Annotated in this window: 14 protein-coding genes; all 14 read left to right on the top strand. The window is 61.1% G+C overall.

The genetic code is table 11. The features are described from left to right. Positions 1-104 precede the first annotated feature (104 nt). Entirely contained in the window at positions 105-872 is a 768-nt protein-coding gene (locus GDJ93_RS06780; RefSeq protein ID WP_035138534.1) for a dihydroorotate dehydrogenase electron transfer subunit, read from the top strand. Positions 873-886: 14 nt separating this feature from the next. Continuing rightward, positions 887-1,795: a dihydroorotate dehydrogenase gene (locus GDJ93_RS06775; RefSeq protein ID WP_006236128.1), complete on the top strand. Its 909-nt coding sequence runs from the start codon at positions 887-889 to the stop codon at positions 1,793-1,795. Next, entirely contained in the window at positions 1,789-2,505 is a 717-nt protein-coding gene (gene pyrF / locus GDJ93_RS06770; protein WP_152068220.1) for an orotidine-5'-phosphate decarboxylase, read from the top strand. Before GDJ93_RS06775 ends, pyrF begins: the two co-directional genes overlap by 7 nt. A 239-nt stretch (positions 2,506-2,744) precedes the next feature. Then, a complete protein-coding gene (mihF, locus tag GDJ93_RS06765; RefSeq protein WP_006236130.1) occupies positions 2,745-3,053 on the top strand; it encodes an integration host factor, actinobacterial type in 309 nt (102 codons plus the stop codon). Next, positions 3,054-3,623, top strand: a complete 570-nt coding sequence (gene gmk, locus GDJ93_RS06760; protein ID WP_006236131.1) for a guanylate kinase — start codon at positions 3,054-3,056, stop codon at positions 3,621-3,623. It abuts the gene before it with no gap. A 5-nt stretch (positions 3,624-3,628) separates the two neighbouring features. Beyond that, complete coding sequence (locus GDJ93_RS06755; protein WP_035138532.1) at positions 3,629-3,910, top strand: DNA-directed RNA polymerase subunit omega; 282 nt, start codon at positions 3,629-3,631, stop codon at positions 3,908-3,910. Beyond that, entirely contained in the window at positions 3,911-5,155 is a 1,245-nt protein-coding gene (thiI, locus tag GDJ93_RS06750) for a tRNA uracil 4-sulfurtransferase ThiI (protein ID WP_152068219.1), read from the top strand. 249 nt (positions 5,156-5,404) lie between these two features. Next, positions 5,405-6,082 carry a ComEA family DNA-binding protein gene (locus GDJ93_RS06745; RefSeq protein ID WP_226812514.1) on the top strand — a complete coding sequence of 226 codons (678 nt, stop codon included), beginning with the start codon at positions 5,405-5,407 and terminating at the stop codon, positions 6,080-6,082. Then, a complete protein-coding gene (locus GDJ93_RS06740) occupies positions 6,079-8,382 on the top strand; it encodes a DNA internalization-related competence protein ComEC/Rec2 (RefSeq protein WP_152068217.1) in 2,304 nt (767 codons plus the stop codon). Before GDJ93_RS06745 ends, GDJ93_RS06740 begins: the two co-directional genes overlap by 4 nt. Before the next feature lie 78 nt (positions 8,383-8,460). Further along, complete coding sequence (gene holA / locus GDJ93_RS06735) at positions 8,461-9,423, top strand: DNA polymerase III subunit delta (RefSeq protein WP_152068216.1); 963 nt, start codon at positions 8,461-8,463, stop codon at positions 9,421-9,423. Positions 9,424-9,556: 133 nt separating this feature from the next. Beyond that, entirely contained in the window at positions 9,557-9,823 is a 267-nt protein-coding gene (gene rpsT / locus GDJ93_RS06730) for a 30S ribosomal protein S20 (RefSeq protein ID WP_022094714.1), read from the top strand. Positions 9,824-9,919: 96 nt separating this feature from the next. Beyond that, a complete protein-coding gene (lepA, locus tag GDJ93_RS06725; RefSeq protein ID WP_152068215.1) occupies positions 9,920-11,731 on the top strand; it encodes a translation elongation factor 4 in 1,812 nt (603 codons plus the stop codon). A 4-nt stretch (positions 11,732-11,735) separates the two neighbouring features. Continuing rightward, the gene (gene dusB / locus GDJ93_RS06720) at positions 11,736-12,779 is read left to right on the top strand and encodes a tRNA dihydrouridine synthase DusB (RefSeq protein WP_152068214.1); all 1,044 of its coding nucleotides are present in this window, start codon (positions 11,736-11,738) and stop codon (positions 12,777-12,779) included. 2 nt (positions 12,780-12,781) lie between these two features. Then, positions 12,782-14,014 carry a radical SAM family heme chaperone HemW gene (gene hemW, locus GDJ93_RS06715; protein ID WP_152068213.1) on the top strand — a complete coding sequence of 411 codons (1,233 nt, stop codon included), beginning with the start codon at positions 12,782-12,784 and terminating at the stop codon, positions 14,012-14,014. Positions 14,015-14,054: the final 40 nt, after the last annotated feature.

The raw sequence follows: 14,054 nt of genomic DNA, 5'->3' as shown, positions 1-14,054 counted from the left end.
GCTTTTGTGCGCGGCGCCCTTGCGGTGCCGCGCTTTCTGTTCGTTTGGACCATGCAACCGCATGGGGGATTGGAGCGTCTATGCCCACACCTTCCACTGCACGCATGCACGACTTCGAGGTCGTCTCGAACCAGGAGATCGCCGATGGCATCTTCTCGCTCGTCATCTCGGCCCCCAAGCTTGCAAGTGCGCTCAAGCCCGGTCAGTTTGTGAACATCGCCGTACCCGGCGATGCGTCCTCGCTGCTTCGCGTGCCCCTGAGCTACTACCGCGCCGACGCCGAGGCCGGCACCGTCGAGCTGTGGTACGCCGTCGTGGGCGACGATACCCGTCGTTTGTCCCAGATGGGCCCTGGCTCCACCTCTAACCTGCTGGGCCCCGGTGGCCGTGGCTGGATGGTACCCGAGGGCACCAGGAAGGCCCTGCTCGTCGCCGGTGGCATCGGTGTTCCGCCCGTGCTGTGCCTTGCCGACAAGCTTGCCGAGCAGGGTGTGGCCGTCGACGTGTGCCTGGGCTTTGGCACCGCGTCCAAGGCCGTGGGTGTCGATGAGTTCCGCGCGCTGGGCGCCACGGTCAACGTTTGCACCGACGACGGCTCGCTCGGCACGCACGGTTTTTGCACCGACCCGGCAGCCGAGCTGCTCGGCGAGGGCGGCTACGACTACGTAGCCAGCTGCGGTCCCGCCGTCATGATGAAGAAAGTCGCCGCCGCTGCCGCTGAGGCCAGTGTGTACTGTGAGGTGTCGCTCGAGCGCATGATGAGCTGTGGCTTTGGCGCCTGCAACACCTGCAATGTCGAGACGGTTGACGGTATGAAGGGCGCCTGCATGTGCGGCCCCGTGTTCGATGCTTCCAAGGTGGTGGTCTTCTAGTGGGTACCGTGAACATGGCCGTCGATTTCGGCGGCGTCAAGATGCAGAACCCCATCAACACCGCAGCCGGTACCTTTGGCTACGGTTGGCAGTTCCAGAACTTCTTTGATGTTTCCCAGCTGGGCGCCATCACCACCAAGGGTTGCGCAGCCGAGCCCTGGCCCGGCAATCCCGCGCCCCGCATGGCCGAGATCCCCGGCGGTATGATCAACTCCGTGGGCCTTCAGAACCCCGGCGTGGCCGCCTTTGCCCGCGAGTCCGGCCCGTGGCTCGAGCAACTGTCCAAGGACGGTTGCCAGGTCATCTGTCAGGTTGCCGGCCACTCCGTTGACGAGTTTGTGCGCGCGCTCGAGATGTATGTCGAGCTATGCCCCTGGGCTGCCGGCTACGAGATCAACGTGAGCTGCCCCAACATCGCCGCCGGCGGTGCCGCCATGGGCTCTACGCCCGAGGGCGCCTCTTCCGTTATGGCTGCCTGCCGCAAGGTGACCGATAAGCCGCTGTTCGTGAAGATGGCGCCGGTCAACGTCGCCGAGATCGCCAAGGCCCTCGAAGCCGCCGGCGCCGACGGCCTTTCGGTCATTAACTCCATCCAGGGCATGGCCATCGACGTCCATACCCGCAAGTCCCGCGTGGCAAAGCCCAAGGGCGGCCTTTCGGGCCCGCTGTGCCACCACATCGCCGTGCGCATGGTCTGGGAGGTCGCCCAGGCCGTCGATATCCCCATCAACGGTGTCGGCGGTGTCATGACCGGCGAGGATGCGGCCGAGTTTATCCTGGCCGGTGCCACCTGCGTGTCGGTTGGCATGGCCAACTTCGTCGATCCGTGCGCTTCGCTCAAGATCGCGCATGAGCTCGAGGCCTGGGCCGAGTCCCAGGGCGTAAAGGACATCAACGAGCTGGTAGGTGCTTTCGAATGCTAGAGGCCGATGCCCGCGACCGCGTAATCGTCGCCCTCGACTGCGATCGTGAGCGTGCGCTCGAGCTCGCCCACGAGCTTTCGGGCCATGCCGCCTGGCTTAAGGTTGGTATGACGCTCTATTACGCTGAGGGCCCCGAGATCGTCAAGACCTTTAAGGACCTGGGCTTTAAGGTCTTCCTTGACCTTAAGTTCCATGATATTCCGCATCAGGTTCGCGGTGCCGCCCGTTCGGCCTCGCTTGCCGGTGCCGACCTGCTCTCGGTTCACGGCTTGGGTTCGGGCGCCATGCTCGCTGCCTGCCGCGAGGGTGCCGAGGAGGCGCGCGAGGACCGCGCCAAGCTCGTCGCCATCACCGTGCTCACGAGCATGAATCAGGATGCCTTGAGCGAGATCGGCGTCGAGTCGCCCGTGGCCGAGGAGGCCGCCCGCCTGGCAAAGCTCGCTCAGGCCAACGGCATCGATGGCATTGTGTGCTCGCCGATGGAGGCTCACGACATGCGTGAGCTGCTGGGCCCTGATGCCCTGATCGTGACTCCGGGTGTGCGTCCGGTGGGTGCCGCCCTTGGTGACCAGTCCCGCGTGGCGACGCCTTCCCAGGCTATCGAGCGCGGTGCGAGCCACATTGTGGTGGGCCGTCCCATCACCGGCGCCGACGATCCGGTTGCCGCCTTTGACGCCGTCGTCGCCGAGCTGGTCGAAAACGTCGCCTAAAAGATTCCCCTAAGTCACCACTTTTGGGTCTCATTAGCACAAAATAGCCCCTGTGCCTGCGTAAACTTTCCCATCCTTTGTGTGGAATCGCAGGTCAGGGGCTTAACTTTGGGCGCAGTATATTGCACTTTTTGCGGGTATCGTCTAACCTATGGAGCCGCGATTGGGCATTTTGTACGTTCTACGTGCTAAAATGCCAATTATTGAATCAGATATAACCCAACTATTTGGAGGTACGAATGGCACTCCCTCAGCTTACCGATGAGCAGCGTAAGCAGGCTCTTGAGAAGGCTGCTGCCGCACGGCACGCCCGCGCTGAGCTTCGCGAGCAGATCAAGAAGGGCGAGAAGTCCCTCGAGTCCGTGCTCAACTCCGATGACCCCATCGCTTCCCGCATGAAGGTTTCCACCCTCATCGAGTCTCTTCCTGGTTATGGCAAGGCCAAGGCTGCCAAGATCATGGAGGAGCTTGGTATCTCCGCTACCCGTCGCGTCCAGGGCCTCGGCGTCCGTCAGCGCGAGCAGCTCCTCGAGCAGCTGACCAAATAAGTGAGCGCTCAGGATTCCAAGCTCTTTGTGATTTCTGGACCGTCAGGCGCAGGGAAGGGTACGCTCGTCACTCGTGTGCGCGAGCGCCGCTCGAACCTGGGCCTGACGGTTTCGGCTACCACGCGAGCACCACGCAAAGGTGAGGTCGACGGCGTCAACTACTTTTTTCTGACGCGCGAGGAGTTCGACCGCCGCGTGGCAAACGGTGAGTTTGTTGAGTGGGCCGAGGTCCACGGTAACTGCTACGGCACGTTGGTGAGCGAGGTCACATCCAAGCTCGCCTCTGGCGCATCTCTGATTTTGGAGATCGATGTCCAGGGCGCCCTGCAGGTGAAGGAGCGTTTCCCCGAGGCCGTGTTGATCTTTATCAAGCCGCCTTCGCTTGAGGTACTCCGCGAGCGCCTGGTCGGTCGCGGTACCGAGACGCCCGAGACGATTGAGCTGCGTATGGCAAACGCCGCCGATGAGCTTGCCCTTGCCGACCGCTACGACGACGTCGTGGTTAATGACGATCTCGACCGCGCGACCGATGAGCTCGTTCGCGTTCTCGATATGCATGAAAGGATCTGAGGTCCGTGTCCGTTGTAAAGCCTTGCATTGACGATCTTCTGGAGAAGACCGATCACAACCGCTTCCTGCTCGCTTCGCTTGCCTCCAAGCGCGCCTGCGACATTAACAGCATGCTGCGTGGCCAGCACAACCGCGTGCTTGCCGTCCAGGATGTCGATGACATCACCATCGGGCTTTCCGGTGCCGATACCATTTCGATGGCTATGGACGAGATTGTCGACGGCGACATCTCTTACGACGAGGCCCGTTACGAGAAAGCGCTCGGCCACAAGGTTGCTGAAGCCTAAATGGCGGCTCGCGTCTGCCTGGTCCACTATCACGAGGTTGGACTGAAGGGTAAGAACCGCGCACATTTTGAGCATATCCTCATGGATAACATCAAGGCGGCCTTGGCCGCCTTTTCCGTGAATGCCGTGTCTCGAATTTCCGGTTATATCCTCGTGACCTTTAACGAGCATCAGGCCGACGAGGCGGCGCGTGTCATTCGCACCGTTCCCGGCGTTGCTCGCGTGTCTTTGGCGTATCACACCAATCGCGACCCTCAGGAGTACTGTGCCGCCGCCGTGAAGGCGCTGCGCGAGTTTGGTTCCTTCGATTCGTTTAAGGTGCACGCCAAGCGCTCCAATACCGACTATGAGCTCACCTCGATTGACATCAATCGTCAGGTGGGCGAGGTGCTGTGCGAGGCCTTCCCCGATAAAAAGGTTCAAATGCACGACCCCGATGCGATGGTGCACGTACTGGTGGTCCAGGGTAGCGTTTATGTGTACGCGCGCTCTGAGCGCGGCGTGGGCGGTCTGCCGGTGGGTTCTGCCGGCAAGGTCGTGACGCTGCTGTCGTCGGGTATTGATTCTCCGGTGGCGACCTGGATGCTCGCGCGTCGCGGCGCGGTGTGCGTGCCGGTACATTTCTCAGGTCGTCCGCAGACGCCCGACACGAGCGAGTATTTGGTGCAGGACATCATCCGTGCGCTTGAGCCGGGTGTCCAGATCGGCCGCCTGTACGTGGTGCCGTTTGGCGACTGCCAGCGTGAGATTTCGGTCACCTGTCCCAGCAACCTGCGCGTGATCATGTATCGCCGCATTATGTATTCGGTTGCCGAGCGCATTGCACACATCGAGGGCGCCAAGGCCATCGTGACGGGCGAATCGCTTGGACAGGTTGCCTCCCAAACGCTTGAGAATATCATGGCCGTTAACGAGGCCGTGAAGATCCCCGTGTTCCGTCCTCTCATCGGTTCGGACAAGCAGGAGATTATCGCGCGCGCCGAGGAGATTGGTACGTTCGATATCTCGACTGAGGCCGCTCCCGACTGCTGCACGCTGTTTATGCCGCGCCGTCCCGAGACGCACGCTAAACTCGATGCCGTGCATGAGGCCTGGGAGTTGTTCGATCACGAGGAGATGATCGAGCGCCTGCTCAAGCAGACCGAGTATATCGACTTCGAAAGCAACACGTATAAGGCCCCTAAGACCTTAAAACGCAAACATTCGGAGCTTGCTCCGCGTGAGATTTACCAAAATCACGAGTAAATTTGTGCATAGACCGACGATGCGCCTACATCGTCGGCCTTTTGCTATCTGGGCATTTTGCGGCTAAGTGTTCATTTGCTGACGTGTGCCTGAATAAATGGACAGATTTGTGCAAGGTTTTGGTCGGTTTTTGGTTTGACCGTTAAAACCGGTTTTGGAGCGTGGCTGTTGTGGAGCTCCCTTCCTGACACGATGGTGTTGGGAGGTTTTGCTATGGCGCAGCGCGAACAACACGAACGAGTCAAACGGATGGACCGCTTGGCGGACAAGCTGTTCGGTCATAAGGCAGTGGTGATGGCGATATTGGTCGTCATTGCGATGGCGAGTGGACTGGCGATGGCGAACCTTGGCGGCGGTGCCGGTGGCGTGTCGTTTGAGCGCACTGACGGTTCGGGCTCGTTGGTGGATCCGGGATCCGGTGATGCCTCGAGCGGAAAGACATCCGAAGGTTCTTCGACTAAGGCTTCTGCCGCGGCAGAGGTCTATGTCGATGTCGATGGCGCCGTTGTGTCGCCCGGTGTATATCGTCTCAAGGACGGCGCGCGGGTGGCTCAGGCGATTGATGCCGCCGGCGGGCTGGCGCCCGAGGCAGACGTTACGGGGCTCAATCGGGCATCTAAGGTCGTTGATGGACAGAAGATTCACGTTCCAACGGTAGGGGAGCAGCAGGCGTCCATTGCGGAAGCCGGTGTTGATGGCGGGGCTTCCGCATCATCGGGCGTGAGTGGCGCAACAGGCCTAGTAAATATCAATACGGCAAGCGCGGCAGAGCTACAGACGCTCTCGGGCATCGGTCCCTCCATGGCCCAGTCGATTATCGATGAGCGGACAAAGAACGGTGCTTTTGCCTCGGTTGACGATCTGATTCGTGTGTCGGGAATCGGCGAGAAGAAGCTTGCCAAAATCAAAGATTGCATCTGCGTATGAGTGCGACCGAGCGCGAACATGTGATGCCTCCGCGGCCCCTGATGCCGTGGACGATGGCCCTGTGTGCCGGCATGTGCATGAGCTGCGCCTTGGTGCTCAACGTGGCCGCTGATGCGCTGCTGAGGGAGCAGGCGCCGGCGGTCGGGCTGCTATGGGCCATTCCCGTTGCGGCGGCGGTCTTCGTTGTGCTGGCTCAATCTTGTGCGCGGCTTGCCCCTTGGAAGCGGTGGCTGTATGCCGCGTCCGTCGGTCTCGTGGCGGGAGCGGTCGTCTCGGCGTGGTGGGCTGTGGGCACGCTAGGCGCCTCGAAGGCGCTCGACGGTCGAGCGGCTAGCAGCCTCGAGTTTGTCGTGCAGGGTGATCCATCCATAAACGACGACGTGTATTCCTATACCTGCGAGGCACGCGCGGACGGTAAGAACTTGGCAACGGTTCGTCTATCGTTTGACCGCGAGCTCAAGGTCGGGGCGCACGTGCGTGTTATCGGTCGCGTTTCACGTTTTGAGAACGATCCATATGGACGATCGCGCGTGCTCCGAGGCGAGGTGCGCAAGGTTCAAGCCGTTCGAGTTGTGTCGGTCGATGGGGGCTCTCCGGGGCCGCTGCTTCGGCTGCGAAATGGGCTGCTAGCGTCCATCGCGCCTGCGACCGACCCGGCGCGTGCGCTCATAGCCGGTGTCGTCTGCGGTCGTTCGGCCGAGCTACGCGCCCAGCCGGCGGGCGACTGGTTTTCGGTAACGGGAACGGCGCATCTTATCGCCGTCTCGGGCAGCCATTTGGCTATCGTGGGGTTTGTAATCGAGGGTTTATTGCAAAAAACTCGGTGCTCACGTGGTCTTCAGCGGGCGATATTGGCGATAACGCTTGTTGGCTACGCTGCCTTTACTGGCGCGTCTCCCTCGGCCGTGCGCGCGTGCTGCATGGTGTTCGCGACGCTTGTCGTAAACGGCGCGGGGCGTCGCCGGCACGGCGCATCGGCACTCTTCGCAACCATGTCCATCTTTGTGCTGCTGCGGCCGACGGTGCTGTTCGAGATGGGCTTTCAGCTTTCATGTGCCAGCGTCTTTGCCATTTTGTGCTTTTGCCCCTATGCGACCTACGCTTTGGGTGAGCTGGGTGTGCCATCGGGCGTCGCCAGCATGCTTTCCGTCACGCTGTGCTCGCAACTGGCGACACTTCCCATTACCATTCCTGCATTCGGTACGTTCTCGCTCATTGCTCCGCTGGCAAATGCGGTCATCGGTCCGGTGGTGAGCGTACTGCTTGCCGTATCGATCGTGCTGGTTCCCTTTTCGCTTGTGACACCGTTGCGGACTTGGGTGCTCGTTGTGCCCATGATTGTCGCCCGTTGCGCGCTGTTCTTCGGGCAGCTGTTTGCCGCCGTGCCGGGTGCATCCGTGAGCGTGCCGCCCGATAGCATGTGGATTTACCTAGTGCCGTGTTTGCTGGCGGTTCTGCTGGTCTGGTGGCCGCGTCCCCGTGCACGTCCTATGGCGGTGGGGCTTGCATGCCTGGTGCTCTTGGCTGCGATTCCGTACGTCTACTGGGATCGATTCGCTCCGCCTTCGGTGACGGTGCTCGATGTGGGCCAGGCGGATGCGATTCTTATCCGCCAGGGCGGCGCGGTAGCACTCGTCGACTGCGGGCTCGACGAGCGCGTGGTAGCGGCGTTGGTTCGCAATAACGTGCACCATATCGATGCCGTCTTTGTGACGCATTGGGATGAGGACCACTGGGGTGGTCTGCCTGCCGTGCTCGGACGGTTTTCGGTCGGAACGATTGCCGTGGCGGCGGATGCGCTGGAGGATGCTCCTGCCGAGGTATTGAACCGACCTGGCGTTGAGTATCGGCAGGTGCGCTGTGGGGATACGGTCGACATCGGCTCATTTTGCGCCCGCGTGATGTGGCCATTCGAGTCCGTGGATGGCGAGGGAAATGAGGACTCGCTTGTCCTGCTACTCTCTTATGTTCAGGAAGGCAAGAGGCTGCGTATGCTCCTCACCGGTGATGCCGAGCTCGACCAAGAACGGGAATTCGTGCAGGAGGTGGGGGATATCGATGTACTTAAACTTGGGCATCACGGCTCCAAGGTTTCAGTTGATGGGGAGTTGCTGGACGTCCTGAGACCCGAGCTTTCCCTCGCGAGCGCGGGCGAGGGGAATCGATACGGCCATCCGTCCGATGTCTGCATCGATGCCGTGAAGGAAGCGGGTGGTGTGTTCGCGTGCACCATCGAACACGGCGACATTACCGTCATGCCGACTGCGAATGGCTTTGCGATGCGATGCCAGCGACTGTGACGACGTCGTTGGCGTGTGGTGGGCCCCTGGGCTAGAATGGCACGGAGCGAATACGAAGGCCTGCGGGAGGGGAGCGCAATGTCCGAAACCGGTCTGCTGCCGGCATATCTGATCGTCGGTACCGACGGAGTCAAGCGCGATCACGCCGTCTCGCGTATGAAAGCGCGTCTGGAAAAGTCGGGTATGGTCGAGTTCAACCTCGACGAGCGCGACATGACCAAGGACCCCGATATCGAGTCCATTATCGGATCGCTTAACACCTTTCCGATGGGCAGCGAGTTTCGCCTGGTAATCCTTGACGGCTGTTCAAAGCTTGCCAAGGCGGTCTCGGAGCCGCTCGTTGAGTATCTGGCGAGTCCCAGCCCCACGACGGTCTGCCTTATCATCGCCGACTCGCTTGCCAAGAACACGCGCCTGTATAAGGCGATCGCCAAAATCGACAAGAAGGCCGTGATCGATTGCTCCGGCACCAAGCGCTGGGAGTTACCGCGCCGCGTGCAACAGATGGCGACGCAGCACGGCAAGTCGATCTCGACGGCGGCCGCCGAGGAGCTCGTCTCGCGTTCGGGTGAAAACACTCGCATGCTCGATAACGACTTGGCTAAGCTTGCCCAGATGGTCGAGGCACCGCAAATTGAGCTTGCCGACGTTGAGCGCTGGATTGTACGTACGGCCGAGGTTCAACCCTGGGACTTTCTCAATGCGGTCTCGGCCCGTGACATGCGCCGTTCGCTCGAGCTCTTCAATCTAATGCCCGCCAAGAGCTACGTGTGGACGTACACGTTGCTGTGCGGCCGCATCCGCGAGCTTATCGTCGCCAAGGCGCTCGATGCGCGCGGACAGGGTCGTGAGCTGGCCGCAACGCTCAAGCTCCAGTCCTGGCAGGTTAAGAATCACCTGACCTGGGCACGTCGCTTTTCGATGGCAGAGCTCGTCGCGGCGCTCGAGGGGGCGGTCGATGTAGAGCTCGCGCTCAAGGGTTCGGCCGATTCTGAGACCGCGCTTTTGCTCTGGATTACGAACATCTTGAGTAAATCGTGATGATACCTGCCTATTTGACAAATTCGTTCTATCCCTTTGAGGGGGAGCGTGCTATAGTAGGCGCTTGCATGACCTCACCGTGTCTCAGAGGTGTCATACATTTTTTGCAAGGAACTCGAAAGGAACTCCAGAAGTGGCAAACATCAAGTCTCAGAAGAAGCGTATCCGCACCAATGAGGCAGCTCGCATGCGTAACAAGGCTGTCAAGTCCGAGCTCAAGACGCTGACCAAGCACGTCCAGTCCGCCGTCGCCGAGGGCGACGCCGAGAAGGCCCAGGCTGCCCTCAAGACCGTCACCAAGCGTCTCGATATGGCTGCTGCCAAGCATGTTATCCACAAGAACCAGGCATCCAACCGTAAGTCCGGTCTTGCCAAGCTCGTGAACAGCATCAACGCCTAAGTTGTAAATTTCACACCAAACAGATTACGCGCATAAATGGAGCCTGTTTTATGGAACAGGCTCCATTTTTTGTACCGCTCGGGTAAGATAGTCCGCATGAATACTTCAATTGACATTTCCCACATCCGCAACTTCTCAATCGTTGCGCACATCGACCATGGCAAGTCCACGATCAGTGACCGTATCCTCGAACTCACCCATACAGTCGACGAACGCGACATGGAGTCGCAGCTGCTCGACACCATGGATATCGAGCGCGAGCGCGGTATCACGATCAAGTCCAATGCCGTTCGCGTTTCCTATGACGCCGACGATGGCGAGACGTATCAGTTCAACCTGATCGATACGCCGGGCCACGTGGACTTTACCTACGAGGTCTCGCGTTCGCTGGCCGCCTGCGAGGGCGCGGTGCTCGTCGTCGACGCCACGCAGGGCGTCGAGGCGCAGACCGTCTCCAACGCGACGCTCGCCATGAACGCCAATCTGGACATTGTGCCGGCCATCAACAAGATCGACCTGCCCTCGGCTCATCCCGACGAGGTTAAGACCGAGATCGAGGATGACCTGGCGATCCCTGCCGATGATGCCGTGTGTGTCTCGGGCAAGACCGGCGAGGGCATCCACGATCTGCTGGAGTCCATTGTCTTTCTGATCTCTCCGCCCAAGGGCGATGCGAATGCACCGCTTAAGGCACTCATTCTGGATTCATACTTCGACGAGTATCGTGGCGTCGTCGCCACGGTGCGCATCTTTGACGGCTCCATCAAAAAGGGCGATACCCTGCGCATGATGCAGGCAAAGGGCGACTTTTTGGTCGATGGCGTGGGCGTCAAGCGTCCCGCCGAGACTCCGGTTGACGCGCTGACGGTCGGCGAGGTCGGATACGTGGTCACGGGCCTGAAGGACCCCGAGGCCGTTCGCGTGGGCGATACCCTCACGTGGGCGTCGAATCCCTGCCCCGAGCCGCTTCCCGGCTACCGCGAGGCCAAGCCCATGGTCTATACGGGCCTGTTCCCGATCGATAACAAGGACTACGAGAACCTGCGTGACGCGCTCGATAAGCTGCACGTCAACGACCCGTCGTTGGTGTGGGAGCCCGAGACCTCGGTGGCGCTCGGCTTTGGCTTCCGCGTGGGCTTCCTGGGCCTGCTGCATATGGAGGTCGTCAAGGAGCGCCTGGAGCGCGAGTTCAATCTTGACCTCATTGCCACGAGTCCATCGGTCGACTATCACGTCTACAAGACTGACGGCGAAATGATCGATGTCCGTAGTCCGCAGGACCTTCCCGAGGCCACGCGCATCGAGCGTATCGAGGAACCCTACCTCAAGGCAAAGATCATCTGCCCGCCTGAGTACACGGGCGCCGTTATGCAGCTCGCCATTGAGCATCGCGGCATTACTACCGATATGATTCACCTCACGAGCAAGTCTGTCGAGATGCGCTTTGATATACCGCTCGCCGAGCTCATTTTGGACTTCTTTGACCAGCTCAAGAGCCGCACCAAGGGTTACGCTTCGCTCGACTACGAGTTCAACGAGTACCGTCCCTCCGAGCTCGTTAAGCTCGATATTTTGCTTTCGGGCGACGAGGTGGACGCGCTGTCGTTTATCGTCCACAAGGACAAGGCCTACGGTCTTGCCCGCGGCCTATGCGACAAGCTCAAGGAGATTATTCCGCGTCAGCTGTTCGAGGTGCCCATCCAGGGCGCTATCGGCAACAAGATCATTGCCCGCTCCACCGTCAAAGCGCGTCGCAAGGACGTGCTTGCCAAGTGCTACGGCGGCGATATCTCGCGTAAGCGCAAGCTGCTCGAGAAGCAGAAAGAGGGCAAGAAGCGCATGAAGGCCATCGGCTCGGTCGAGGTCCCGCAGGAGGCCTTTATGGCGATCCTCAAGGTGGACGAGTAGGTCCATGGCGCTTTCTGAATACAGCAAGCGGCTGCTGGGTGCCTATGCCGAGCAGCCGTTCCTTATGGCTCCCATGGCGGGCGTGACCGACCCCGCCTATCGCATCATGTGCCGCCGCCGCGGTGCCAACCTTGCCTACAGCGAGATGGTGAGCGTGGCGGGCCTTGCCTATGCCAGCAACAAGACCTGGCGCCTGGTGTTACCGGCCGACGAGGAGCAGCAGATTTGCGTGCAGCTCTTTGGCTCCAAGCCCGATCAGTTTGCGAGTGCCGTCGCCGCCGTCGAGGAGCGTGTGGGCGATCGCCTGTCGCTCATCGATATCAACATGGCCTGTCCTGCCCGCAAGGTTGTCACCAAGGGCGAGGGCTCTGCCCTTATGCGTACGCCCGATTTGGCCGAGAAGATCGTTGAGGCCACGGTGGGTGCGGCACACGTGCCCGTGACCGTCAAGATTCGCAAGGGCTTTTATGCCGAGGACCGCAATGCCGCGACGTTTGCCCAGATGCTCGAAGGCGCCGGTGCCGCCGCCGTGGCGGTGCATGGTCGTTGCGCCACGCAGCTCTACACAGGGCAGGCCGATTGGTCGGTCGTCGATGAGGTGGCCGACGCCGTCGAGATTCCCGTGATCGGTTCGGGCGATGTGTTCTCGGCCGAGGACGCTGCTGAGCATCTGCAAGGCTCGGGTGCCAGCGCGGTGTTTATCGCGCGCGGTATCTACGGTAATCCCTGGGTCTTTGGCGATGCTCGCGCCCTTGCACTCGATGGCACGCCGGTGCCGGCTCGCAGCTCCGTCGAGCGCCTAGACGCCCTGCGTGAGCACCTAACGCTGACGCATGAGCTTCTGCCGCTCATGTCGCGCGCCCGCACGTACGCAAGCTGGTACTTAAAAGGCATGCCCCATGCGGCCGCTTGGCGTGCCCAGGTGGTGCGCTGCTCCACGTATGAGGAGTTCATGGCGCTGGTCGATGAGATCGAGCGCGATGTGGTGGCCTGCGAGGCTGCCCTTGCCGCCGGCGAATCGGTGCCACCTCATCCGCTGGAGGCTTAAGGGTGGCCGTTACCGCGCTGTATGCGCACGTGCCGTTCTGTGCCCAAAAGTGCCGCTACTGCGACTTTGATTCGCGCAGTTTCGCTCCTTGCGAGCTTGGTGCTGCGCTCGATGCCTATTTTGAGCAGTTGTACGCGCGCCTCGATGCTTTTGGCAAGGCCGGGGCCCTCGATCAGATTCGCACCGTCTATGTTGGCGGCGGCACGCCGTCGCTGGCGGGGGAGCGTCTGGTGGAGCTGGCGCGGCGTATTCGTGCGTGGTGCGCCCCCGTTGAGTTTACCTGCGAGGCCAATCCCGAGTCGCTGACCGCCGAGCTTGCCGCTGCGCTTGCCAAGGTTGGTGTCACACGCGTCTCTCTGGGCGTGCAAACGCTCGATAACACCGAACTTACCGCCATCGGCCGTATTCACGATGCCGATCGGGCGCTCGCTGCCATCGCAACGGTCAAGGACGCTGGGCTTGACGTGTCGTGCGACCTTATGTGTGGACTTCCCGGGCAGACCGCAGCGAGTTGGAAGCGCACGCTCGAGGGCGTGCTGGCGGCGGCTCCGCACCATGTGTCGGTTTACCCGCTCACGCTCGAGGAGGGGACGCCCCTCTATCGCGTGGCGTGCCGCGACGAGTCGCTCGAGCCTGATGAGGATTTTCAGGCCGCCTGCATGGACACGGCGCGTGGGCGTCTGGGTGCGGCCGGCTATCACCCGTATGAGGTGGCGAGCTACGCGCTCGACGGCCATGAGTGCGCCCATAACATTGCCTACTGGACCGGACGGGGCTACCTGGGCCTGGGTCGCTCTGCCGCGGGCATGCTCGACGCCGAGGATTTCGACCGTCTTGCAGGTTTGTTCCCCGGTGTGACTTCTCGAGGCGATGCGCACCGCGTGCGTCTGGTGCAACGTGACGATGACGCGACGGCGTTCGAGGCCGAATACCTGTCGCAGCGTGAGGCTGCGGCCGAAGACCTGATGCTCGCTTGTCGCATGACGCGTGGTGTTGGGCCCGACCTGTTGGTTCGCGCGGCCTGCGTCATCCCAACGGGCGAGCTGTCAGCTGCCTGCGATCGCGCGCTCGAATTGGGTCTTGCCACGTGGGTGCCCGATGGCGTCGAGGGATATGCGGCGCGTATCGCCCCGAAAGACGTTATCGCAGGTCGCGCCCACGCCCGTTTGGTGCCCACCCACTTGGGCTGGCTCGATGGAAATGTTCTGTTCGAGCTGTTTTGGGGTCTAGCATAGACCGCTCGGGTAGAATTACCGCAAGATATACGCTGCTTTG

Source organism: Collinsella aerofaciens (genome assembly GCF_902501475.1).
Taxonomy (GTDB): domain Bacteria; phylum Actinomycetota; class Coriobacteriia; order Coriobacteriales; family Coriobacteriaceae; genus Collinsella; species Collinsella aerofaciens_AL.
This window is presented reverse-complemented; position numbering and strand designations above follow the sequence as displayed.